The sequence below is a fragment of the Marinobacter sp. HL-58 genome, assembly GCF_001314605.1.
Lineage (GTDB): Bacteria > Pseudomonadota > Gammaproteobacteria > Pseudomonadales > Oleiphilaceae > Marinobacter.
The window spans coordinates 222,984-245,192 of the sequence record NZ_LIHP01000001.1 but is presented as its reverse complement, the minus strand read 5'-3'; the positions used below and the strand labels follow the sequence as shown (position 1 = coordinate 245,192).

21 protein-coding genes are annotated in these 22,209 nt (G+C 59.8%); 11 read left to right on the top strand and 10 right to left on the bottom strand.

Going from position 1 to position 22,209, the window contains the following annotated elements:
- Positions 1 to 13 precede the first annotated feature (13 nt).
- The gene (locus tag HLUCCO03_RS01125; protein ID WP_027833283.1) at positions 14 to 667 is read left to right on the top strand and encodes a pentapeptide repeat-containing protein; all 654 of its coding nucleotides are present in this window, start codon (positions 14 to 16) and stop codon (positions 665 to 667) included.
- Positions 668 to 669: 2 nt separating this feature from the next.
- On the opposite strand, the gene HLUCCO03_RS01120 is transcribed toward HLUCCO03_RS01125, so the two are convergent.
- Both HLUCCO03_RS01120 and HLUCCO03_RS01115 read right to left on the bottom strand, forming a co-directional pair.
- A complete protein-coding gene (locus tag HLUCCO03_RS01120; protein WP_027833284.1) occupies positions 670 to 1,326 on the bottom strand; it encodes a response regulator transcription factor in 657 nt (218 codons plus the stop codon).
- Positions 1,327 to 1,351: 25 nt separating this feature from the next.
- Entirely contained in the window at positions 1,352 to 2,566 is a 1,215-nt protein-coding gene (locus HLUCCO03_RS01115) for an ATP-binding protein (RefSeq protein ID WP_027833285.1), read from the bottom strand.
- 190 nt (positions 2,567 to 2,756) lie between these two features.
- On the opposite strand from HLUCCO03_RS01115, the gene HLUCCO03_RS01110 reads away from it, so the two are divergent.
- From HLUCCO03_RS01110 to HLUCCO03_RS01095, 4 genes are read left to right on the top strand one after another with little or no spacing between them, the layout of a single operon-like run.
- Positions 2,757 to 3,929: an ABC transporter substrate-binding protein gene (locus HLUCCO03_RS01110; RefSeq protein WP_036197733.1), complete on the top strand. Its 1,173-nt coding sequence runs from the start codon at positions 2,757 to 2,759 to the stop codon at positions 3,927 to 3,929.
- Positions 3,930 to 3,960: 31 nt separating this feature from the next.
- Positions 3,961 to 4,935 carry a YVTN family beta-propeller repeat protein gene (locus HLUCCO03_RS01105; protein WP_027833287.1) on the top strand — a complete coding sequence of 325 codons (975 nt, stop codon included), beginning with the start codon at positions 3,961 to 3,963 and terminating at the stop codon, positions 4,933 to 4,935.
- The gene (locus HLUCCO03_RS01100) at positions 4,932 to 5,654 is read left to right on the top strand and encodes an ABC transporter ATP-binding protein (protein ID WP_027833288.1); all 723 of its coding nucleotides are present in this window, start codon (positions 4,932 to 4,934) and stop codon (positions 5,652 to 5,654) included. The genes HLUCCO03_RS01105 and HLUCCO03_RS01100 overlap by 4 nt, the downstream gene beginning before the upstream one ends.
- 2 nt (positions 5,655 to 5,656) lie before the next feature.
- Positions 5,657 to 6,460 carry an ABC transporter permease gene (locus HLUCCO03_RS01095; RefSeq protein ID WP_027833289.1) on the top strand — a complete coding sequence of 268 codons (804 nt, stop codon included), beginning with the start codon at positions 5,657 to 5,659 and terminating at the stop codon, positions 6,458 to 6,460.
- Positions 6,461 to 6,687: 227 nt separating this feature from the next.
- Here the strand turns inward: HLUCCO03_RS01095 and HLUCCO03_RS01090 are convergent, their stop codons facing one another.
- The 3 genes from HLUCCO03_RS01090 to HLUCCO03_RS01080 are packed head-to-tail and all read right to left on the bottom strand — an operon-like array spanning position 6,688 to position 9,153.
- A complete protein-coding gene (locus HLUCCO03_RS01090; protein WP_027833290.1) occupies positions 6,688 to 7,362 on the bottom strand; it encodes an ATP-binding cassette domain-containing protein in 675 nt (224 codons plus the stop codon).
- Positions 7,355 to 8,068 (bottom strand): ABC transporter permease, encoded by a 714-nt coding sequence (locus tag HLUCCO03_RS01085; RefSeq protein WP_197025733.1) that lies wholly within the window; start codon positions 8,066 to 8,068, stop codon positions 7,355 to 7,357. The genes HLUCCO03_RS01090 and HLUCCO03_RS01085 overlap by 8 nt, the downstream gene beginning before the upstream one ends.
- Before the next feature lie 59 nt (positions 8,069 to 8,127).
- Positions 8,128 to 9,153 carry an ABC transporter substrate-binding protein gene (locus tag HLUCCO03_RS01080; RefSeq protein ID WP_081813596.1) on the bottom strand — a complete coding sequence of 342 codons (1,026 nt, stop codon included), beginning with the start codon at positions 9,151 to 9,153 and terminating at the stop codon, positions 8,128 to 8,130.
- A gap of 265 nt (positions 9,154 to 9,418) precedes the next feature.
- On the opposite strand from HLUCCO03_RS01080, the gene HLUCCO03_RS01075 reads away from it, so the two are divergent.
- The gene (locus HLUCCO03_RS01075; RefSeq protein ID WP_027833293.1) at positions 9,419 to 10,096 is read left to right on the top strand and encodes a response regulator transcription factor; all 678 of its coding nucleotides are present in this window, start codon (positions 9,419 to 9,421) and stop codon (positions 10,094 to 10,096) included.
- Between the two features lie 179 nt (positions 10,097 to 10,275).
- Here HLUCCO03_RS01075 and HLUCCO03_RS01070 read toward each other — a convergent pair whose 3' ends face one another.
- The 4 genes from HLUCCO03_RS01070 to HLUCCO03_RS01055 all read right to left on the bottom strand — a co-directional run bounded on the left by HLUCCO03_RS01070 (position 10,276) and on the right by HLUCCO03_RS01055 (position 16,609).
- The gene (locus HLUCCO03_RS01070; protein ID WP_292016598.1) at positions 10,276 to 12,537 is read right to left on the bottom strand and encodes a NahK/ErcS family hybrid sensor histidine kinase/response regulator; all 2,262 of its coding nucleotides are present in this window, start codon (positions 12,535 to 12,537) and stop codon (positions 10,276 to 10,278) included.
- Positions 12,515 to 13,795: a nitric oxide-sensing protein NosP gene (nosP, locus tag HLUCCO03_RS01065; RefSeq protein WP_081813451.1), complete on the bottom strand. Its 1,281-nt coding sequence runs from the start codon at positions 13,793 to 13,795 to the stop codon at positions 12,515 to 12,517. Before nosP ends, HLUCCO03_RS01070 begins: the two co-directional genes overlap by 23 nt.
- Before the next feature lie 140 nt (positions 13,796 to 13,935).
- The gene (locus HLUCCO03_RS01060) at positions 13,936 to 15,063 is read right to left on the bottom strand and encodes a porin (protein ID WP_027829767.1); all 1,128 of its coding nucleotides are present in this window, start codon (positions 15,061 to 15,063) and stop codon (positions 13,936 to 13,938) included.
- A gap of 181 nt (positions 15,064 to 15,244) precedes the next feature.
- A complete protein-coding gene (locus HLUCCO03_RS01055) occupies positions 15,245 to 16,609 on the bottom strand; it encodes a WS/DGAT domain-containing protein (RefSeq protein ID WP_027829768.1) in 1,365 nt (454 codons plus the stop codon).
- A 343-nt stretch (positions 16,610 to 16,952) separates the two neighbouring features.
- Between HLUCCO03_RS01055 and HLUCCO03_RS01050 the strand changes: the two genes are divergently transcribed.
- Together HLUCCO03_RS01050 and HLUCCO03_RS01045 are read left to right on the top strand one after the other, a co-directional pair.
- A complete protein-coding gene (locus HLUCCO03_RS01050) occupies positions 16,953 to 17,876 on the top strand; it encodes a hypothetical protein (RefSeq protein WP_027829769.1) in 924 nt (307 codons plus the stop codon).
- A gap of 73 nt (positions 17,877 to 17,949) precedes the next feature.
- The gene (locus tag HLUCCO03_RS01045; RefSeq protein WP_027829770.1) at positions 17,950 to 18,699 is read left to right on the top strand and encodes a hypothetical protein; all 750 of its coding nucleotides are present in this window, start codon (positions 17,950 to 17,952) and stop codon (positions 18,697 to 18,699) included.
- 15 nt (positions 18,700 to 18,714) lie between these two features.
- Here the strand turns inward: HLUCCO03_RS01045 and HLUCCO03_RS01040 are convergent, their stop codons facing one another.
- On the bottom strand, positions 18,715 to 18,993 hold the full coding sequence (locus HLUCCO03_RS01040; RefSeq protein WP_027829771.1) for a polyhydroxyalkanoic acid system family protein: 279 nt from the start codon (positions 18,991 to 18,993) through the stop codon (positions 18,715 to 18,717).
- Positions 18,994 to 19,131: 138 nt separating this feature from the next.
- Between HLUCCO03_RS01040 and ubiE the strand changes: the two genes are divergently transcribed.
- Genes ubiE through ubiB form a run of 3 tightly spaced genes read left to right on the top strand, consistent with a single transcriptional unit; the run spans position 19,132 to position 22,207 of the window.
- A complete protein-coding gene (gene ubiE, locus HLUCCO03_RS01035; protein WP_027829772.1) occupies positions 19,132 to 19,923 on the top strand; it encodes a bifunctional demethylmenaquinone methyltransferase/2-methoxy-6-polyprenyl-1,4-benzoquinol methylase UbiE in 792 nt (263 codons plus the stop codon).
- Positions 19,923 to 20,561 carry an SCP2 sterol-binding domain-containing protein gene (locus tag HLUCCO03_RS01030; RefSeq protein WP_027829773.1) on the top strand — a complete coding sequence of 213 codons (639 nt, stop codon included), beginning with the start codon at positions 19,923 to 19,925 and terminating at the stop codon, positions 20,559 to 20,561. The genes ubiE and HLUCCO03_RS01030 overlap by 1 nt, the downstream gene beginning before the upstream one ends.
- Positions 20,558 to 22,207 (top strand): ubiquinone biosynthesis regulatory protein kinase UbiB, encoded by a 1,650-nt coding sequence (gene ubiB / locus HLUCCO03_RS01025; RefSeq protein WP_027829774.1) that lies wholly within the window; start codon positions 20,558 to 20,560, stop codon positions 22,205 to 22,207. Before HLUCCO03_RS01030 ends, ubiB begins: the two co-directional genes overlap by 4 nt.
- Positions 22,208 to 22,209 lie beyond the last annotated feature (2 nt).

The window sequence follows — 22,209 nt, the reverse complement described above, 5'->3', positions numbered from 1 at the left end:
GAAGGACTCAATAATGAAAAAGCAATTGCTAATCAGCCTGATGGTTGTGAGTTTTCCACTGACTGCAGCCGACTATCTGGAAAATGTCGATGAAGCACCGGTTATAAACGGATGCAAGCTTGAGCCCGATACAGCCTGCCAGGGCGCCGACCTGAGCGGCGCAGACCTGTCGAACGTGGATTTACACTCCGCCAACCTGAAAAACGCCAATCTTGAAGGGGCTACACTCAATCACAGTAGCCTGCGGGGCGCCCGGCTTGATGGTGCAAACCTGTCCGGGGTAACCGGCCTGAGAGTAGATCTATACCGCGCCTCGATCCGTGGCGCTGATGTTAGCAACGCAGATCTTCGAGGTGCCCAGGCAGAATATCTGTTCGCGCAGGGTGCGGATTTCTCGAGTTCCGACCTCAGTGGCGGTAACTTCGAGTTCTCCCGTTTTTCCGGGGCTGTAATGAGAGGAGCAGTTCTCGACTATTCATCATTCGAAATCGCCTGGTTACCCAAGGCCGATCTGGAGGGGGCAAGTCTTGTAGGTGCGAATCTCCAGGAGGCCAAATTCGGTAATGCCAGCCTGGCAAATGCAGATATGCAAGGTACCCGAATTCACTACGCAACCTTTGTAAACACCTTCATGGAGGGCTGTAATGACTGTCCCTTTGACTGGTAATTTCAGGTGCGCGGGCGTTCCGGTAACTGGCCGTAGCGGACAAGCCCGGCATCAACAGCCAGATGGATAAGCTCAACGGAAGAGCTCACCTGCAGTTTGCCTTTCAGCATAGCCAGGTGATTGGAGACGGTTTTATTGCTGACGCAGAGGCGGCTGGCAATGCCCTGAATACCCTCGCCACGGGCATACATCAGCAACACCTCCATTTCTCGCTGAGTCATATCCCTGAGGCGATGGTCCACGGGACGTTCCTGATTCATCGCCAGGCGAGTGGCGATTGAATGCTCAATATAGGGTTCGCCGGCAGCCACCCGCTTTACCGCTTCGGCAAGCTCCTCCGGCGCGCAGTTCTTGGAAACAAAACCCATGCCACCAACGTCCAGCGCCTGCTTCACCATCGGTAGTTCATCGTGCATGGTAAAAAACAGAATACCGGCACCACGCCAACGCTGACGAATCCGGCGTGCCACTTCCAGGCCCGAAATGTCCGGTAGCCCCATATCCAGCAACATCAGGTCAGGGCGGTGTTCGCCCCACGCAGCAATCGCCGCCTGCCCGGTTTCAATCTCGATTATCTCCAGGCCGGGCATCATACTCCGTAGCAGATTGGAGATCCCTTGCCTTACCACTCTGTGATCGTCAACGATGATCAACTTCATCGGAGTTTCTCCTGGCTTTGGGATTTCACTTCAGTGGTATGGTGAGACACACGCTGGTGCCCTCACCTGACTGGCTGAAGAATTCAACTTTCCCGCCCAGACTGCGGGCTCTCTCGCACATCGACCGGAGGCCGAGGCCAGCCCTGGCAGACAGGTCGTCGGCACCACGGCCATTATCACGAACCTCGACCTGCAAAACCCCGGGTTTCGCAGTCACATCCAGAGTGGTCTTTGTCGCGGCAGCGTGCCTTGCAACATTATTCAGGGCCTCCTGCATAAATCTGTAGAGGTGAGTCTGCTTGTCGCCAGTGAGTTCTGGCAGGCGCTCATCAACCGTCAGTTTGCAGGTCAGACCACTTAGCTGCTGCCATTGATCCACAAGATGATGGATGGCTGAGCCCAACCCAAGTTGTTCCATAACCAACGGATGCAGATCCCGCAACAGGTGGCGAAAATGCTGCTGCACGGTTTCACAATGTTCGGCCATCTCCCTCGCTTGCTTCCTCTGGCGTTCATTCAATTCCGGGTCATAGAGCCAGCCACGGGCCTGGGCACGAATGCCGGTAATATACTGGCCAAGATCATCATGAAGCACCCGTGCAATGTGTGCCCGCTCACGATCTTGCAGCTCGAGAAGCTCGTTCATTAACCTGGCTACCGTTTTCTGTTCGGTGTCCAGCGCATCCGCCATGGCGTTGAATCGGTACACCAGTTGATCAAGTTCTGTTATCTGCTGCCGTGGCAGGCGTGGAGAAGGTTCCCCCTCACCAATATCATCCATCGCCTTGCCTACTCGCCGCAGCGGCTCTGTCAGCCAGCGTATTGCCAGAAACAGCGCGGAAAAACACAGCAGCATACCGATGCCGAACGCCAGCGACACCAGAACAAAGTTTTCCCAGATTTCCTCTACTTCGTCGTATGGATCTACCTGCCAGTCTCCGATGACCGAAAGTCCACTTGCCTGGTCCGCCCCAAGGGCACGGACAAACCAGAACGGGACGCCATCATCATTGCCAGCAACAGCACCCTCCTCCGACGACGGACGCAAGTGCCTGAGGCCTGCAATCAGCTCCGGGCCCATTTCCTCTGGCGATCCGATCATGCCTGCCAGTGTCGATATCGAGTCCAGTTCGCGCGCGACATCCAGCCTCGCCTGTTTCAGGTAGAAAACAGCCCCCGCACCATAAACCAGGGCAAATACTGCCAGCATCAATAGCGCCACCCGGCTGTAAGCCCTCATGATCGATATCCCGTTTGCCTTAGGAAAATTGCCTTAGGAAAATTGCCTTAACCTCATGCTAACGGCGTGCAAACTCCCGGGAATAGTTCTTTAGTACCGGCAGTTTCCTACTTTCTGAATATTTCAGCGCCTTTCCACCTTCTCTAAGCTGAACCCAAGAACAACAAATACTAAGAGAGGGGACGGCAATATGGATCTTAAAAGCAGGCTATTGATTGCTACAGTCTTCTGTGGCTGGCTGCTGACGCCGACTTCTGCGGTGGCTCTTGATGTTACCGTCGGCTACATTCACTGGGTGCCGGACCAGGGGCCGGTGCTCTCCAACGTGACGCCAGACCCGGAAGATGCCGGCCTGCGCGGGGCCGAGCTGGGGATTGCCGACAACAACGCTACCGGCAAGTTTCTCGACCAGAATTATTCCCTTGAGTCCGTCATCGCCGACGGCGAAGAAGAGGCGCTGGCTGCACTGGACACCATGCTGGAGAACGGCATTGACCTGTTTGTCACCCGCGTGCCCGCAGCTACCCTGCAGGCGATGGCAGAGCGGGCCGGCGACAATGCCCTGCTTTTCAATGCCGGTGCTTCTGAGGATGACCTGCGCACCCGCGAATGCCAGCCCAACGTGCTTCACACTATCCCGTCCTACGCCATGCTGACCGACGCCCTTGGCCAGTGGCTGAACATGCGCCGCTGGAAGGAGGTGTTCCTGATTACCGGGCCCACCGATCAGGACAAAGCCTGGGCGGACGCCTTCCGCCGTTCCAGCAAACGGTTTGGCCTGACCATCGTTGAAGACAAGCCCTGGACGTTCGATTCGGACCTGCGCCGCAGCGCATCAAAAGAACTTCCCGCCTTCACCCAGGCCCGGGATTACGATGCCGTGGTGGTGGCGGATGTGCGCGGTGATTTCGGCGAATACGTCCCCTTCAATACCTGGCTGGCAAGGCCGGTGGTGGGCACCCAGGGCATGGGCCCGGAAGCCTGGCACCGGGTGGTGGAAGCCTGGGGTGCGGCGCAGCTGCAGAACCGCTTCCGGGAACTGGCCAGCAGGGACATGAACAGTGAAGATTACGCCGCCTGGGCGGCTATCCGCACCATCGGCACCAGCGTTACCGGGCTCAGTGAGGCCGGCCATTCCAACATTCGTGAGTACCTGTTTTCCGACAAGTTCCAGCTGGCGGCGTTCAAGGGTCGCAAGCTGAACTATCGGCCCTGGAACGGCCAGCTGCGCCAGCCCATTCCCCTGGTTCATCCCCAGGGGCTGGTGGCAACACCACCCCTGGAGGGCTTCCTGCACCCGGATACCGAACTGGACACCCTGGGCTACGACAGACCGGAAAGTGATTGCCGGATCAACCAATAACCCCAATGAAGAACAAGAAGGAACACCAACCATGAAAAATGCATTCAGAATCGCCACACTGGCCGCTGCCATCAGCCTTTCCGGCCCCGCGCTGGCCAGCCTGGCCTACGTGTCCAACGAGAAAGACGATACGATTTCTGTTATCGACACCGAAACCCATGAGGTGGTGGATACCATTGAGGTAGGCGCACGGCCCAGGGGCATTCTGCTCTCCAAGGACCACACCAGACTCTTCATCTGCGCCAGTGACGACGACACCGTGCAGGTGCTGGACCTGGCCACCCGGAAGATCATCGACACCCTGCCTTCCGGTGAAGACCCCGAGCAATTTGCCCTGCACCCCAACAACAGACATCTGTACATCGCCAATGAAGACGATGCTATCGTGACCGTGGTGGATGTAGAAACCAAGGACGTGCTGGCCCAGATCGACGTGGGCGTGGAGCCTGAGGGTATGGCGGTCAGCCCGGACGGCAAGTGGGCGGTGAACACCAGCGAAACCTCCAGCATGCTGCACTGGATCAACACCGAGACCTTCGAGATCGAGAAAAACACCGTCGTCGGCCAGCGCCCGCGCCACGTGGAGTTCACCAGAGACAGCAAGATTGCCTGGGCCTCGGCAGAGATCGGCGGCACCGTACACATCTATGATGTAGATACCATTGAAGAGATCCAGCAGATCGAGTTCAAGATCAAGGGGGTTCCCCAGGACCAGGTACAGCCGGTCGGTATCGAACTCACTTCAGACGGCAAGTACGCTTTTGTGGCCCTGGGCCCCTCGAACCACGTAGCCGTCGTGGATGCGCAAACCTACGAAGTGCTGGATTACCTGCTGGTGGGCGCCCGGGTCTGGCAGCTGGATCTGGACAAGGACGAGAAGTACCTCTATACCACCAACGGTGTGTCCAGTGACGTATCGGTCATCGATGTGGAAGACCTGAAGGTGATCAAATCCATCAAGGTGGGCCGCTTCCCCTGGGGTGTGGTCATTGATCCCACTTCATGACCATTGAAGCCCGCAACCTCAGCTTTCGCTACGGCGACAAGCCGGTACTCAGGGAGGTCAGCTTCGCGCTGACCTCCGGCGGTTTTCATGCCCTGCTGGGTCCCAACGGCGCCGGCAAGTCCACACTGTTCGGCCTTCTGACCCGGCTGCTTGCGCTCCAGCAGGGGGATATCCTGATGGCCGGGCAGTCCCTGAAGAAACAACCCGCCGACGCCATGCGCCAGATTGGCGTGGTGTTCCAGCAGAATGCCCTGGACCTGGACCTCACCGTGCGCCAGAACCTGCTGTATCACGCCGCACTCCATGGCCTGTCCCGCAAAGAGGCCAGGGTGCGGGGCGACCGGGAGCTTGCGCGTTTCCAACTGCTTGAACGGGCGAACGAGCCGGTACGAAAACTCAACGGCGGCCACCGCCGGCGGGTGGAGATCGCCCGCGCCCTGCTCCACGAGCCTTCCCTGCTGTTGCTGGACGAGCCCACGGTGGGGCTGGATGTGGCCAGCCGCCGGGGGCTGAACGATCACGTGCGCAGGCTCTGCGAATCGGACGGCCTGACGGTGCTCTGGGCCACGCACCTGATCGAGGAGGTTCGCCCGGAAGACCGGGTGCTGATCCTGCATGAGGGCAAGCTGCTGGCCGACGGTGCGGGCCACGCCATCTGCGAAGCCGAAGGCACCCGCGACCTGGCGGAAACCTTCCACACCCTGACCGGAGCCGGATAACCATGAAGGCCGCCCATTACTGGCACTGTTTCATCGGCATCCAGACCCGGGAGTGGCTGCGCTTCTGGCAGCAACGCACCCGCTTCGCCAGCGCCCTGGTGCGGCCGCTGCTGTGGCTGGTGGTGTTTGCCGCCGGCTTCCGGGCGGTGCTGGGCATTTCCATCATTCCGCCCTATGAAACCTACATCACCTACGAAACCTACATCGCCCCCGGCCTGTGCGGGATGATTATCCTGTTCAACAGCATGCAGGGGGCTCTGTCCATGGTGTATGACCGGGAACTGGGCAGTATGCGGGTGCTATTGATGAGCCCGCTGCCGCGGCCTTTTCTACTGGTGACCAAGCTTCTGTCCATGGGCGTGGTGTCTGTGGGACAGGTGTATGTGTTCCTGCTACTGGCCTTGTTGGTGGATGTGGAGCCGCCTTTGTGGGGCTATCTGGCAGTGTTGCCGGCTTTGGTATTAACCAGCCTGATGCTCGGGGCTCTGGGCCTGCTGATCGCCACCTGGATCAAACAACTGGAAAACTTTGCCGGGGTGATGAACTTTGTCATCTTCCCCATGTTCTTTATGTCCTCGGCGCTCTATCCGCTCTGGCGCATGAACGAAGCCAGCCCCTGGCTCTACTGGATCTGCCAGTTCAACCCGTTCACCCACGCGGTGGAGGCGATCCGATTTTCCTTGTACCTGGAATGGAACCCAATGGCTTACGGTATTACCACCGGGGTGGCAATTGTTCTCGCCCTGCTCGCCACAGCCGGGTTCAGGCCGCAGCGAACAAAGATTCTTGGCGGAAAGCCTGCTTGACTGGGCGGTAGTGGGTTGTAGGGGAGAGGCTTCCAAAACACGCTCAAGCATATCCATGTAGCGCTTGAGCTCCGCCATCCATGGCTCCGCGTAGGTCGGATTAGCCGCAGGCGTAATCCGACAACAGGTCCACGCAACCCCCCGTCGCATTTCGCTCCGCTCTATACGACCTACAAAAAACTGTTCTCCGTAGGTCGGATTAGGCGAAGCCGTAATCCGACAATCCCTCATGAACCCGCCAAATCCAGCCGACGCAACTTCCCTAACAAACCGTCGATAAGTCCAGGCTCACCCCCCACCCTGTCATCCCACTGCAATCGCGCCGGCTTGCCGTCCAGATACCACAACCGATTCGCCAGAATCTCCGCATCACCCCCATCATGAGTCACACAAATCATCGCCATCTCGGGTTTCGCATCCAGAATCCTGGCAATCAGCGTTTTAAGTTCCCCAGCCATCACCGGATCCAACGACGCAAACGGTTCATCCAGCAACAACAGATCGGGCTTCACGGCAAGACAACGGGCCAGCGCCGCCCGCCGGGCCATGCCGAGGGACAGCTGGTCCGGCAGGTAGTGACCGTAACCCGCGAGCCCCACCTCACCCAGAAGGCTTTCCGCCTCTCGCTCACTGGCTCCCACGAGCCGTAGATTGGCATTCAGAGTCCGCCAAGGCAGCAGCCGATGTTCCTGAAACAGATAACCCACCCGGAGTTTCTCTCGCCCAATGATAGCTTCCGTGGGAATGGTCTTATCCAGCCCGGCGATGGCGTTCAACAGTGTGGTTTTACCAATCCCGGACGGCCCCAGCAGGCAGATGCGGTCGCCCCTTTCGATCGTGGCGAAGACCTCTCCCAGTACCGGCTGGCCGAAGCTGCGGCCGGCAATCTGCAGTTCAAGCATGGGCGGCCTCCGGCTGGCGCCAGCGGCTGGAGCGGCGATCAAGGGGCTGCAGTATGACCAGTTCGATGAGCTGCACCACGGCAATAAACGCCACGCTGTAGGCGAGGATGCTGGCCACATCGAACACCTGGAAGGCCAGGTGCAGCTGGAAGCCGATACCGTCGGAGCGGCCCAGCAATTCCACCACCAGGACGATTTTCCAAATCAGCGCCAGGCCGCCCCGGGTAGCGGCCATGAGGTAGGGGAAGAGTTGCGGTACCCAGACGTCACGGAATCGCTGCCAGCGGGTGAAGTCATACACCGTGGCCATTTCTTCCAGCCGGTAGTCCAGGCTGCGGGCGCCTTCGCGTACGGTAACGGCAACATTGGGCACCTTGTTGATGACCACGGCCATCACCGCCGCCACTTCCACCAGGCCGAACCACACGTACATCAGGATGATGGTCACCAGCGCCGGCAGGTTGAGCAGCAGCACCAGCATGGGGTCAAAGAGGGCGTTGGTGGTTTTTGACCGGCCCATGACAATGCCGATCGCAGTGCCCAGCAGCATCGCCAGGACAAAGGCCACGATGACCCGCCCCAGCGTCGCGCCAAGGTGGTGCCAGAGTTCGCCGGAAGCAGATTCCCTGATCAGCGTGTCGAGGACGTTCATGGGCGTGGGCAGCAACGGGGATTTGAGCCACCAGGCCACCAGGCCCCAGACCAGCACGAACGACGGCAGGACGACCCAGTAGCTCCAGGCGGGCGGGCGGCCGTTGCTGGTACTCACGGCTGTCTCCGGTGGAACAGGTCCGCCGGCATGAGGGTATCGGGATCGGCACCGGTGAGGGTCAGCAGGCGCTGTAAATCGGCCACCCGCTGATCGGTCTGGGGCTCCGGTATGCCGGCAATGAATCCGGCCTGTAGCGCCTGGAACACACCATCTTCCGGGTCTCCCATGAGCGGTCGCAGGCGCTGCCAGTGGGACTGATCGTCCGCCAGTTCCGTTTTGGCCTGGTGCAGGGAGGCGGCAAAGCGATCAATCAGCGGCCCGTGGTCTCTGGCCCATTCCGCGGGAAAGACGTAGCCCAGAACCGGCAGGTTCCTGTCCAGATCCAGGGCGGTCAGCAGGTCTGCCATGCCGATCGCAGAGCGCCAGCCGCCCTCGCCCTTCAGGCGGGCCGCAAAGTGCCAGTAGGTAATGATGACATCCACCTGTCCCCGCTTCAGGGCCTGGCTCAGCAGCGGTGGCGCTGCAAACTGGACATCCGCGGACTCTTCCAGATCCAGCCCTTGTTGGCCGGCCACGTTCTGCACCAGTATCCAGCCCTTGCTGTCCGGCCCGCCGGCAACGCCGATACGCTTGCCGGCAAGGTCGGCCACGGAGCGGATATCCGAACCCTCGGGCACGACAATATCGCCGATCTGGGACGAGAAGGGCACGTAAAGGAAGGGCTTGTCAGCCTGGAAACGGGACTGCGCCCATAGCAGGTCGGCAACAGCGCCGTTGACCGACCCGCCTGTGACCGCAAGACGGGAAGCCGGTAGATTGGCCACCAGTTTCAGCTCCAGGCGGTAGCCGTTCTTCCGGTCCAGCCCCCGGTGCAGGATATGGTCCAGCTCCCAGTGGGCGGTGCCGAATTGCAGCACGCTGATGGACAGAACCGGCAACGGCGCCGAATCGTCTTCCCCTGCCCGGGCGAATCCGGCCAGCGCACAAAAAAACAGAAGTGCGAACACGGCCTGCAGGAGCAGGCGGATCCGGCCGGTAAATGGCGCTATATCGGGCTTTGTTATCGGTTGTTGGTTCATCCCTCCACGATACGAAGCCCGGCGCCGGGCAAGAATAGTACTTTGGTGCCTGTTTTTTGGTGCGATGGTCGCATTCAACCCGAGGCGCAGATGGCGTGTAATGAAACCATCACAATAATAACCAGAGGATCGGCTCCAACGCCGGAGATCCTCTGCACAGGAGGCCGCCATGCTTAATGAGCTCGATGCCGCACTCTCTTCCGAAAAGCGCTATCATGCATCGGAAACAACCCCACATAATGACAACAAACAGGTGGAACCATCCATGGAGCCGGCCTACAAGATCCTGATTGCCGACGACCACCCGCTTTTCCGCGAGGCCATCAGCAGCGTGATTTCGTCGGGCTTTGCCGGCAGTGAAATCATTGAAACCGCCGATCTGGACAGCGCCCTGGAGATTACCCGAGAGAACGACGACCTGGACCTGATCCTGCTGGACCTGAACATGCCCGGAATGCACGGCCTGAACGGCCTGATTTCCCTGCGCAACGAAGCGCCCACCATTCCCGTGGTGATCGTGTCGGCGGAAGAGGACAAGCAGGTTGTGCTGCAGGCCATTACCTACGGCGCCTGCGGGTTTATTACCAAATCCTCGCCCCGCGCCCAGATGACCGAAGCCATCCAGCAGATTCTCAATGGCAACGTGTACCTGCCCTCGGACATCATCCGTACCGGCAAGGAGAGCACCAGCCGCCGCAGCCGCAACGAAGACAACCCGATTTCACCGGAACTGCTGAACTCCCTCACCCGCCGCCAGCTGCTAGTGCTGGAGCGCATGTCCAAGGGGGAATCCAACAAGCAGATTGCCTATAACCTGAACATTGCCGAAACCACGGTGAAGGCCCATGTATCGGCGATTCTGCGCAAGCTTGGGGTGCATAACCGGGTGCAGGCGATTCTGTCGGCCAGTGATGTGGATTTCAGTCAGTACTTGAAGCGGTAGCATTTCCTTCACGTGAGCTGGTTTGTCGGATTACGCCTTCGGCTAATCCGACCTACGTTTGTTAGGCGGGAGGCTGTTTGTCGGATTACGGCTGCGCCTAATCCGACCTACGTTTTCCGGTTTTACTCCCTGTAGGTCGGATTAGGCGAAGCCGTAATCCGACAGGATCCCGAACACCCTCACCCCCTCAGCAGATGACTCAACGCACTGCGCAATTTCAGCGGCTTCACCGGTTTGTTCATCAGCACGTAGCCCAGCTCACGGATATGCTGCTTCAGCTCGTTGGTGTAATTGGCGGTAATCATCACCACCGGGGCCGGGCAATGTCGGCGTCCGTTGATATTGGCCACCACATCCACGCCGTTCTCGTCGTTATCCAGGTGATAGTCCGCCAGGATCAGGTCCACCGGGCTCTCAGCCGGGTCCACCTGGCGTTCCAGGTCCTCCAGGGATACCGCGGCAAGCACCTCGCAGTCCCAGCCTTCCAGCAGCGTCTTCATCCCGCTGCAAATGGCGTGGTCGTTATCAATCACCCAGATCCTGGCACCGCCGAGGCCACTGTCGTTTGAAACGATCCGGTTTTCCTCCTGGGCCTGCCTCTTGGGCTGCAATCGCCCGACGGGTACCTTCACACTGAAGACTGAACCTTTGCCTTCGATAGACGATACGGTCACCTCGTGGCCCAGCATCCGCGAGATCTTGTCCACAATCGCCAACCCCAGCCCCAATCCCTTGTCAGGCTGCGAACCGGCGGGACGGATGCGTTTGAACTCCTGGAAAATTTCCGTCAGCTTGTCGCCGGGAATGCCCGGGCCGGTATCCCAGACCTGCAGAAGTATATGGTCAGACCGTCTGCGGCAGCCCAGCAGGATACGCCCGGAGCCGGTATAGCGAATGGCGTTGGTAAGGAAGTTGCGGAGAATGCGCGCCAGCAACTGAGAATCGGATTCCACAACCGCGGATGACGGCACGAAATCCAGGGTCAGCCCTTCCGCCAGCGCCATCTGGCGGAACTCCCGGGCAATGTTGTTGAGCAGATCCCGCAGGTCAAACGCCATGATATCCGGCTTGATAACGCCGGCATCCAGCTTGGAGATATCCACCAGGGTACCCAGCAGGTTTTCCACGTCGTCCAGCGAAGTGCTGACCGAGCGCACCAGTCCCTCCGCCTTGGGCCCGAAGGAGTGCTCCTGCAGGGCACTGGTGAACAGACGGGCGGCGTTCAGGGGCTGCAGCAGGTCATGGCTGACCGCAGCCAGGAACTTGGTCTTGGACAGGTTGGCCCGCTCGGCATCCAGCTTGGCGTCCCGCAGCCTGGCCTCCACCTGGGCGCGTTCGTCTATTTCCTGTCGCAGCTGTTGGTTGAGCCCGGTCAGGGCAGCGGTGCGCTCCTTGACCCGCTGTTCCAGGTCGTCATAGGCCTGCTCCAGCGCCAGTGCGGTTTTTCGGCGGTCGGTAATGTCCCGGATCAGCACGAAGAAGCCCGTCACCCGCCCTTCTGTATCTACATTGGGCACATAGGCCCGGAGCATGTAGCGGGTCTCTCCGGTGTCGTTGGTTTCCTCGAACTCGAAATTGACGCTGCTGCCTTTCAGCACTTTCTGGACATGGGGCAGAAGCCGCCGGTACAGCTCCGGCTGGTGAACCTCCTGCAGGTGCTTGCCCAGGGGGGATTCACCATTACGGCCATACCAGGCCTCATAAACCTTGTTGCAGAATTGCACCGTCATGTCGGCGCCGACATAGGCGATCAACGCGGGCACATGGTCGGTGACCACCCGTATCCAGCGCTCGCTTTCCTCCAGCGCCTTGATGCGGCGGGCCATCTCACTGTTCTTGACGTCGGTGATATCGGAGTACAGCACCACCAGCCCACCTTCCCGGGTGTGCCTTTCCGTCATCTGCACCCAGCGGCCATTGGACAGCAGGAACACCACCCCCTCGGAGGAGGCGTTGGCATGCTCTTCCACGATCAGCCCGGAGCTGACTGCACGCTGCTTCACTTCGGCAATGGAAGTACCCGCCGGTGGCACCTCAACGCCGGAGTGTTTCCAGTAACTGCGGAACCGGCTGTTGCACTGGATGAGCCGGTGCCGGTGGTCGAAGAGGACAAAACCGTCAGCAATGCTTTCAATGGCATCCACCAGCCGCTGGCGGGTGGTTTCAGCTTCCTCACGGGCGCGGTTCAGGGCTTTGTTGCTGCCCTTGAGCTCATCCATGGTCTGGTTGAGCGCTTCGGTGCGCTCACGCACCTGCTCCGCCAGCACCACCGAGTGTTCAAACACGGCATAGGGTTCCGGCTTGTGGGCCGAGCCGGATTCCACCCGCACAATCAGGGCATCGCGTATTTTCCGTAGGCGTTCGTTCTCGGCTTCCAGCTCGGCAATTCGCTGGTCCCTGCTGTATCCAGGGGCGGCCTCAGTTGTGTCCGTAACCGACATCAGGCTGGCCAATCACCACCCCCGTAAAGGTCTGGTTAATATGCATTCCATCGAACTGCTCTCCATAGGTGTTGAAGCCGATAACCTTGTGGTGGCGGAGAAAGTCGGAAACCTCGTCTGCCACGCCGGTCAGTTCCGCCTCCAGGCGGCGCAGGAAACAGTCACAACCGATGGTAACCAGGGGTGGCCCGACCACACGCTCGGAGGCCTCGATCTGGGCGCGAACACTCTCCAGCAACGATGCCGGCTCCATGGCGGTCATCACGATGCCGGTTTCAACGGCGCAGTAGAAGGTCAGGCTCATGTCCGCATTGACCCGCTGAACCGAGCGCACAAAGTAGTGGCCTCCAATCCGCACCCCCATGGGGCGCAGGGCGAAGACCTTGCGGTCCAGTTCCGCCACGGTCACACCAACCGCCCTGGCATAGGCCTCCGCCGCCGGTTCCGCATTCAGTTCATAGACCGTGCGGCTGGCGGCATCGGCATGGGTGACCACCAGTTTTTCACTCCGGGCCTCCATGTGGTGGGTGGAGAAAACCCGGAAATCCAGCGGCGTATTCACCAGCATCACGGTGGCGGCTCCGGTGTGGAAACGGCCATCAAAGTACACGTGGGTATTGGCCAGGCGCTCATCGTCACCCGCCGAGCCGCCAAACTGGGGAATGGTCCCCAGCGCGGCATTCAGAGTGGCCAGCACCAGTTCCTCCCGGCTCGACAGGCCATCCAGCAGGGTAATGGCGAAGGTATTGCCCTTGACGGGTGCCAGGTGGGCGTCGCGACAGGTGGACAACAGCCCGTCGATGACGCCCTGTGCATCCTGCAGGGTGAAGCTGTCCAGCTCGCTGATCAGCGCGCAATCAATGGAAAAGTAACGGCTGTCAAACCCGATGGCGGTGATGCAGCCGCGGCCATAGCCGTCGGGGGTGATCTCGCCGGCGGACGTGCAGCCGCTAACGCGGACTCCGGCGAACACATGCTCCAGGGCCACGCCCAGGCGGGCGAGGTCGTATTCCGCGGAGCAGAAGAACAGCACGCAGCCCAGATTGTCGTGGCTGAGCTGGCTGGCGAGGTTGGTGGCGGCCAGCATGGGGTCACGTGCGTTGGAACTGGCTACCCTGACGGCAGGCAGCGTGGTGGCTGGCTTCATGAATGCGCGCTCCGCAACCGGATGGCTTTGTACCGATTCTACGGCTTCTGCAAACGGAGCCAATGCGACTTCAGTGCTTTTAATGGGCGCGCCAAAATGATCATAAGCCATTGATTTAACTACCTCCTCAATCAATGCCTGCCAGCGCTGCCGGTTTACCTTGAAGCAAACCGGCACTTTAGTCTTAGGAAGGCCCACCGGATGTCCCGGATCCTCGGCGACAGTCCGGTGCCCTTCCCGTCATCGAACCCTTAGAAAGTGATGACCGCACCCAGCGCCAGCGTGTCGAATTCTGCCGCATCGGCGCCGGTGGACTTGGTGGTCTGCTCGAACATGTTGTATTCGCCAACCAGCTTGAAGTTGCTGTTCACGTCGTGGAATACCGCAAACGAGGTGTTCTCGGTCTCGAAATCACCCTGGTCAGAGTCGGTTTCGCCATAGGAAACCACGAAACGGTTGGCGCCAAGGGTGTAGGAGCCCTGCACCAGATAGCCATCGGCATCCTCCTCCGAGGCAAGGGGCGCGTCCGAGATCAATACGGGCACATCACCCTCGGAGGTAAAGCCGGAGGCTGTCAGAGACAACCCGGCCACCGCGGCTTTCAGGCCATAACCAAGGCCCTGGCTGTCTATCTCGGTGGTGGTGTTTTCAGAACTCTGGTGACGGCCATTTACCCAGCCAGTCAGGGCAACGCCATTGAGGTCAGCACTGTAGGTGGCCTCTGCCTCGAAGCGGGGCGCTGACTGCTCACCCTGGTCTACAATGTCACCGTCATCATTGAAGGTAGTCGTTGTATCTGCGGGCTCAAAAATACCGGCAGCCACCTTCAGGCCTCCCATATCCGGAGTCCGGTAGGTAATCTGGGCCGAGGGATTCGGATACGGATAGCCGGTGCGGATGTTGCCGAAGGAAACGCCGGTTGCCGCCCCCGGAGAGCCGAAGCCCATGAGGATTTCATCCAGGAAGATGTTGGAGCGGGCGTACAGACCGAAGTCCTTGCCAATCAGGACCTGGCCGAAAGAGCCGTCAACGGTGGCATAAAGCTGGCGCACGTCGATGGCGGTATCCGTGGGCGACTGCAGGCTGTCGTTAATGGTGGACCAGAAGGAGGAACGGCCACCCAGGGTCAGGTCGCCCATCTCTTTACTGAAGTTGAAACCGATCGTATTGGGCAGAAAACCCATCTTGACGTCTGAATTGCGGACGTCGTTCAGCTTGTCATCACGGTTCACGTAGAACGCGTTGAAATAGCCATCCACGGAAAAGCTGGTGCCGTCCTCGTTATAGACTTCTATGGCTGCGTTGGCGCCGGCGCTGGCTACCATGGCTGTTGCCATCGCGATGGCCAGCCCTGACTTTCTGAAATTGTTGTTGTTCATAACTCCCCCGGTTTTTATTGAATCTGGGTGTTGAGCGACGGGTGACTACCCGCGGCTCAGGCGCACTCTCTCGCCTGAATTCAATGGTCGGCGAAGCGGAGGACAGGGAACATGCGCCAAGGGAGCAGGTTTTCTGATCTTTTAGGAGGCTTCGGAAACAGAACTTTGGGATTACTACCCGTCAGGAAGGGAAGAGATCGAGCTCGTGCAGGCAGTCGTCCAGGAAGCTTTCAGGGGCGGCCAGTACGGCCTCGTCAGCAACAACGCCAAACTGGACCTGGCCGGCATAGCTGACAATACTGACACCAAGCCCGATATCGCCAGCCTGGGGTACCCAGAACATCTGCTCGAGAATACGGCAGCCAGCCAGGTATCGCTGCTCCCGGGTGCCGGGCACATTCGACACCACGGCACTGGCCTTGCGGTAAAACAAATCCGCCACTGGCTGACGCCAGGCTTCCGGAATCAGCGAGGCGCTGCCGGTCAATGCCCAGGACAGTCCCGGTTGCCAGCTTTTCTTGAGTTTGCGGGTTTCATGCTTGATGCGGAAGAGTCGCTCCAGGGGACTTTCGCCATCCACCGGCAAAGGCACAAACACCGTCCCGAAGTAGTTACCCAGAGAACCCGACTCCGGTTTTATGTCCTCCGGTAGCCGGCTGCGGATATCCACCGGCACCGCGGCATGGAGCACCGCCTCATCCATGTCAGTGTCGTCCGCCACAAGCCGCTTGCGAACCGCCGAGGCCACACAACTGAGCAGGACATCGTTGATGGTCACGCCGGTGGCCACTGCAATACTGTGGAAGCGTTCAAGGGCCACCGGCTGGGACCAGCGACACTGGCGACGGCCCAGCAGCGATCGTTTCAGGGATGACTGCGAATCTTCCGGTTCCACCAGGAACTGGCTGAGTTCATTGGCCAGCTTCAGGCTTTTCCAGGCCGCCCGTTCCAGGGCGCTGCAGCCAGAAGCGCCGGAACCTGTCGGCGCCGCCTCACTGGCTGCCAGTTCATTCAGCCATGCGCTGGCGGCACGCACCCAGCGGCCGGAATCGGCTTCTTCTCTGGCACCATAAAGCACCGGCGCCTGCTGTGGAGAAGGGGGACAGAGACGGTCGAATATACCCAACAGGGACAGCCCGTCTGCATAGCAGTGATGCATGCGCAGCAGAAGAGCTGCACCGCCCACGGCTTCCGGCACCAGCCAGAACTTCCATAACGGGCGGTATCCGGGCAGGGACTGATTCAGCCTGGCGGACACCCAGTCCTGCAGCGCTTCCCGGTCAAACCTGCCGGGCACCACCTCAAGGTGATGACGCAGTGAGAAAACAGGGTCATCTTCCCACCACCAGCCCGGGGCACGGCGCACCGGCAACCTGCGGAAACGCTCCCAGGCCATCCAGTAGATGCGCAGGAATTCCAGCAGCCGGGCTTCTGTCAGCCCTTCCACCCGCATCATGACGGTGATGGTCATGGGATTGTCCGGGCGCTCCAGGGCCAGCCAGGCTGAATCCACAGGCAACAGCAGATGCGATTCCTTTTGACTCAAACCTGTCTGTCCCCGGATGAATGCTGCAAGAAATGGAAAGTTGACCGTGCATTGTGCCAGACAAGCCCTGAAGGCTCCATATACGGTCCCGGGTCACGCGATTACAAAAAGTTACACGGGCGTAACCTATCACCTCTATACTGGGAATAAGGATTAATGAAATGGTTATTAAGCACTCGAAGTGCCCGTACGCCCTCCCTGGCCAAAAGTCTATTGGCCGCAAATGGGCGTAAATACGGTAACCAGTGCCAATATATGTAGCAGCATAAGGCGGTACAACTGATTTACCCGCACCGATAAAGACCAAAAAAGACAAACAACGGGGTGCCGGAGGAGAGCAGTTATGAAAGCGAGCCATGTACGCAAACTGATAAAACCGATTGAAAGCGCCTATTCCGAGATGTTTTCAGGGCGTGTCTATCGGGTTGGAACCGGTGCTGTATCCGTGCGCAACCACAGCGGCAAGGCGGAGCAGACCGTCATTGGTGTTCATGGCTTCCTGGAAAACCACTGCTACTTCACCCAGGCCTACGAAGCGCCAACCACCGAACTGATCCTGCTTACCTGCAGCAACTACCATATTCCGGTAAATGGTGTCACACCCGAATCGCCGGACTGGGAAGTGCCCATCAAGCACCTGGACGGCACCATCGAGTACGACGCCTGCATTCTTAACCAGGCCCTGGCGAACCTCCCGTCCACCGGCAACATCCGTGTCCATGGTCACTCCCGCGGTGGAGCGGTCATCCTGGAAGCCATCAATCAGTGGCCGGAACTGTATGAGAACGTGGAAGTGGTGCTTGAAGCCCCCGTGCTTCCCGACGGCCGGCTTTCCGCCCTGGTAACGGCCATACTGGAGCCAGTCAGCCATGGCATGTGGCCCTGGCTGATCCGGCTGATTAACAGCGCGCCATCGTCTGCCTACGGCCAGACCTTCTTCGGCAAGATGAACCCGCGCAAGAAGCAGTTGCTGGGCAAGCTGTTCTCCGCCACCAAGGACCACCTGACCATCGTCCGTAACATCGAGAACCTGATGGCCTGGATGGAGCGAACAGACGCCAGTGTCTACAGCAAGGTACGCTTCGGCACTTTCCTGATCCCGGCCGTTGATCGCATCCTCGACCGCCAGGCCATGCTGGCCAGTGCTCGCCAGAGCCCGACCACCATGCGCATTGTTGAAACCGAGGCTCCCAGCCACTTTATCACCCTCGACAGCAAGGAATGGGTGCCCGGATTCGAGACCCTGCCGGCCGCCGCCCACGGCTGATATTGCTGCACAAAGGCTTCCGCTCCGCTAAACTGGCGCGCTTCTATCGCAGGTTTAGTGGAGCCACACCCCCATGTACCGTGAGCGCCTGGTCGCCACCAACGTCCAATCCGACAGCGCCCGTCGCTTGCAGCAACTGCTGCTGGACTACCATGATTTCCGCCAGCACAAGGCCGCACACCCCCTGCTTGAGCACACCTTCCTGATTGCGGATTGGCAGGCGGAACGCCTTAAAGCAACCCATGCCGACCTGTACCAGCACCCCGGTTACCACACCGGCCTGGAGTTCCTGCTGACCGATCTGTATGCCCCGGCCGGCATGACCCGCCGCGACGACAACATCGACCGGGTGTTCCCGAAAATGGTGAAGTGGCTGCCGGACAATCTGCTGGATACCTTTGCCGGGCTGGTGGAGCTGAACCTGATTACCCAGCAACTGGACCTGGAACTGGCCGAACTCTGTCAACGACAGGAACTGTCACCGGCCTTGATGACAACAGCCGGCTATTGCCGTGTATTCCGTGAAAGCCAGCGCCTGGAGCAGCGTGAGCGACAGATTGAACTGGTGGCGGAAGTAGGGCAACAGCTGGATCGCTACGTACGCAACCGCACCCTTGGCTGGCTGCTGGCCATGAGCCGCGCGCCAGCGGAAATGGCGGACCTGACCGACCTGCACAGCTTCCTGCACCGGGGTTACTCCGCATTCCGGAAAATGGATGATGTGGAGCTGCTGATCGAGCGCCTGGTGACGCGGGAGAAACGGGTGATGGGCAACATTCTGAGCGGCCACCCGGAGCCGTTTGTCCTGCCGGGTGACCTTTAGGCGAAACCGGCCGGCTCAGGCTTTCAGAATCTGGTCCAGCTGGGAATGGATTTCCTGTTCGATCCGGGATTTGAACGGCCGCAGCATCAGCCCAAGTTCCAGGTGGATATGGAGGTCGCTTTCAGTCAGGTTCAGGTGCCCCTTCACACCACTGCGCTTGAAGCTCAGGTGATCACCCTCCCATTGATAGTTCACATCGAACTGCTTCGACAGATCCTGTGCCAGGGTTTCGGCAGCCTGACGGGCATGATCTTTATCAAGGGAATGGGCGCGATGGACATCAATAACGGACATGGATCGGGTTTCTCCGGAAATTAAGGGACGTTTTACAGTGTAAGGCGGCATTAAACTTGTAGCCACCCCTGCAGGCGTTAGAATACGGGGTTCAGATTCCGACAGGACCCAGCCATGAGCGAACATCAGGAAAAAGTCATGAGCGAGCAACAAGCGTCTGCCGATCAGCCTCAGCCAGGGGTCCAGCAAGACGACGTCACCCATTTCGGCTTCCGCAATGTGCCGAAAAGCCAGAAAGCAAGCCAGGTAGCGGAAGTGTTCCACTCGGTCGCGGGCAAATACGACCTCATGAACGACCTCATGTCCATGGGAATCCACCGCCTGTGGAAGCGCTTTACCATCGAGCTTTCCGGTGTGCGCAAGGGCCACCAGGTGCTCGACATTGCCGGCGGCACCGGCGACCTGACCATGAAGTTTTCCGACCTTGTAGGCCCCACCGGCAAGGTGGTGCTTGCAGACATCAACGCCTCCATGCTGCAAGTGGGCCGCAGCCGGCTGACGGACCGCGGCTACGCCGGCAATATCGAATACGTACAGGCGGACGCCGAACACCTGCCGTTTCCGGACAACAGCTTCAACGCCGTCAGCATCGCCTTCGGCCTGCGCAACGTTACCGACAAGGATCAGGCCCTGCGGGACATGGCACGGGTCACGAAACCTGGCGGCAAGGTGATGATCCTGGAGTTCTCCAAGCCCAGGAATGCGCTGCTCAGCAAAGCCTATGACGTATATTCCTTCAACGCCCTGCCACTGATGGGCCAGTTGATTGCTGGCGATTCCAACAGCTACCAGTATCTGGCCGAGTCCATCCGCATGCACCCGGACCAGGATACGCTCAAGGGGATGATGGAAGAAGCCGGCCTGGTGAACTGCAAGTACTACAACATGACCGGCGGCGTGGTTGCACTGCATGTGGGAATCAAGCCCTGATGTTTCCCGGCCCCACCCTCCTGTCCGCCATTACCGCCGTTATCGAGAGCGCTCTTAACCGGGCCCTCGAGCTGGACCCGGGCGGGAAGCGGGCCCTGATGTCGGCCCTGACCGGGCCGGTGCAGTTATCGCTGGATACGGTGGGGCTGACACTGGTGTTGCAACCGGTACGGGACCGGATCCAGGTCGCCAGCCAGCCCGTGGAATCGCCGGCACTTGTGCTGTCCGGCCGGCCCATGGCCTTCGCCGCCCTGGCGATTGGCGACGACAGGGTATTCAGCGAAGGCCGCATCCAGGTGACCGGCGATACCGCACTGGCCCATCAGTTCCAGCGCGCCATTGACCAGCTGGAGCCGGACTGGGAAGCCGCCATGGCCAACCATATCGGTGATGTGCCGGCCCACTTCATCGGCCAGCGCATTCGCGGCGCCGTGGGCTGGAGCCGGCAGGCATTCCGGTCCCTGAATGCCAATATCGAGGAATACATCCACGAAGAAAGCCAGAGCCTTCCCGGGCGCCGGGAACTGGAAGCCACCTTCGCGGATATTGACCGGCTCAATCTGCAGACTGAACGCCTGGAAGCCAGGATCGAGAGGCTGGAAAACGCCGATAACCAAGACCGACCGGAGACGCCGTGACGCGCCTGCAACGCCTGATTCGCATTGCCTGGGTATTCTGCCGTTACCGGCTGGATGTATTTCTGCCCCTGGCCGAACTGCCGCTCCCGCTGAAGCTGTTTTTCCTGCTCGCCCCCTGGCACCTGTTCCCGCAACCGAAACTGGACCGTGGCGACCGGCTGCGGCTTGCCTTCGAAGAGCTGGGACCGGTGTTCGTGAAATTCGGCCAGATTCTCTCTACCCGACGGGACCTGCTGCCGGACGACATGGCATTGTCCCTCAAGAATCTGCAGGACAAGGTGCCGCCGTTTCCCGGCGAGGTGGCCCAGGGCATTATCGAAAAATCCCTGGGGGCCCCCGTGGCCGAACTGTTTGCGGAGTTTTCCCGGGAGCCCATGGCCTCTGCTTCCGTGGCCCAGGTTCATGCCGCCACCCTGCGGGATGGCCGGAAAGTGGTGGTGAAGGTGATACGCCCCGGCATTGAACGGGTTATCCGCCAGGACCTGGCGCTGATGTATATGATGGCGGGACTGCTGGAGCGCTACTGGTCCGAAGGCCGGCGACTGCACCCGGTGGAAGTGGTGGCGGACTACGACTCCACCATCCACGACGAACTGGACCAGCAGCGCGAAGCCGCCAATGCCAGCCAGTTGCGCCGCAACTTCGAGAATTCCTCGCTGATCTACATTCCCTCCATCGACTGGGATTACACCCGCAAGTCGGTGCTGGTAATGGAGCGCATTCACGGCATCCCCATCGCGGATATTCCTGCGTTGAAAGAAGCGGGTGTGGACCTGAAGGTGCTGGCGGAGAAAGGCGTCGAGATCTTTTTCACCCAGGTGTTCCGTGACAGCTTCTTCCACGCCGACATGCACCCGGGGAATATTTTTGTCGACGTCAGCAACCCGGCGGATCCCAAGTACATCGCCATTGATTTTGGCATTGTCGGCACCCTGGCCCCGGATGACCAGAGCTACCTGGCCCGCAACCTGCTGGCGTTTTTCCGCCGCGATTACCGCCAGGTAGCAGAGCTGCACATCCAGTCCGGCTGGGTACCACCGGACACCCGTGTCAACGAATTCGAGGCCGCCATCCGGACCGTGTGCGAGCCTATTTTCGAGAAACCCCTGAAAGACATTTCCTTTGGCCACTTCCTGTTACGGCTGTTCCAGACCGCAAGACGCTTCAACATGGAAGTGCAGCCGCAACTGGTACTGCTGCAGAAAACCCTGCTGAACGTGGAAGGCCTGGGGCGACAGTTATACCCTGACCTGGATCTGTGGAGTACAGCCCAGCCTTTCCTGGAAGCCTGGATGCGCAGGCGTATCGGCCCCACCGGCCTGATCAAGACCCTGCAATCCCACCTGCCAGCGTGGCTGGAGCAGTCGCCGGAAATGCCGCAACTGGTACACGATGCGCTGGTTCAGCTGCGCAACACGGGGTCCAATGATCAGCCCAGTCGCGCTACACTGGCACTGATCCAGGAAAACCGTGCCCGGGCCGACCGGCGCCGGCGCCGGGGACTGGCAGCGGCGGCGCTGGCTGGCGTTGCCTGGCTGAGCATTGATCATGACCTTGCCACCCTTGCCCGGGACATGCCCGCCCACGGTTGGGTGCTACTGGCAGCCGCCACCTGGCTGATCGCCGGTAGCGGGCGGAAAAACTGATG

Coding starts and splice junctions, on each gene's coding strand:
- HLUCCO03_RS01110 (WP_036197733.1), top strand. CDS start 2,757: ATGGATCTTAAAAGCAGGCTATTGATTGCTACAGTCTTCTGTGGCTGG.
- HLUCCO03_RS01105 (WP_027833287.1), top strand. CDS start 3,961: ATGAAAAATGCATTCAGAATCGCCACACTGGCCGCTGCCATCAGCCTT.
- HLUCCO03_RS01080 (WP_081813596.1), bottom strand. CDS start 9,153: ATGAACCAACAACCGATAACAAAGCCCGATATAGCGCCATTTACCGGC.
- HLUCCO03_RS01060 (WP_027829767.1), bottom strand. CDS start 15,063: ATGAACAACAACAATTTCAGAAAGTCAGGGCTGGCCATCGCGATGGCA.
- HLUCCO03_RS01115 (WP_027833285.1), bottom strand. CDS start 2,566: ATGAGGGCTTACAGCCGGGTGGCGCTATTGATGCTGGCAGTATTTGCC.
- HLUCCO03_RS01095 (WP_027833289.1), top strand. CDS start 5,657: ATGAAGGCCGCCCATTACTGGCACTGTTTCATCGGCATCCAGACCCGG.
- nosP (WP_081813451.1), bottom strand. CDS start 13,795: ATGGCTTATGATCATTTTGGCGCGCCCATTAAAAGCACTGAAGTCGCA.
- ubiE (WP_027829772.1), top strand. CDS start 19,132: ATGAGCGAGCAACAAGCGTCTGCCGATCAGCCTCAGCCAGGGGTCCAG.
- HLUCCO03_RS01075 (WP_027833293.1), top strand. CDS start 9,419: ATGGAGCCGGCCTACAAGATCCTGATTGCCGACGACCACCCGCTTTTC.
- HLUCCO03_RS01100 (WP_027833288.1), top strand. CDS start 4,932: ATGACCATTGAAGCCCGCAACCTCAGCTTTCGCTACGGCGACAAGCCG.
- HLUCCO03_RS01050 (WP_027829769.1), top strand. CDS start 16,953: ATGAAAGCGAGCCATGTACGCAAACTGATAAAACCGATTGAAAGCGCC.
- HLUCCO03_RS01070 (WP_292016598.1), bottom strand. CDS start 12,537: ATGTCGGTTACGGACACAACTGAGGCCGCCCCTGGATACAGCAGGGAC.
- HLUCCO03_RS01030 (WP_027829773.1), top strand. CDS start 19,923: ATGTTTCCCGGCCCCACCCTCCTGTCCGCCATTACCGCCGTTATCGAG.
- HLUCCO03_RS01125 (WP_027833283.1), top strand. CDS start 14: ATGAAAAAGCAATTGCTAATCAGCCTGATGGTTGTGAGTTTTCCACTG.
- HLUCCO03_RS01040 (WP_027829771.1), bottom strand. CDS start 18,993: ATGTCCGTTATTGATGTCCATCGCGCCCATTCCCTTGATAAAGATCAT.
- HLUCCO03_RS01045 (WP_027829770.1), top strand. CDS start 17,950: ATGTACCGTGAGCGCCTGGTCGCCACCAACGTCCAATCCGACAGCGCC.
- HLUCCO03_RS01120 (WP_027833284.1), bottom strand. CDS start 1,326: ATGAAGTTGATCATCGTTGACGATCACAGAGTGGTAAGGCAAGGGATC.
- HLUCCO03_RS01090 (WP_027833290.1), bottom strand. CDS start 7,362: ATGCTTGAACTGCAGATTGCCGGCCGCAGCTTCGGCCAGCCGGTACTG.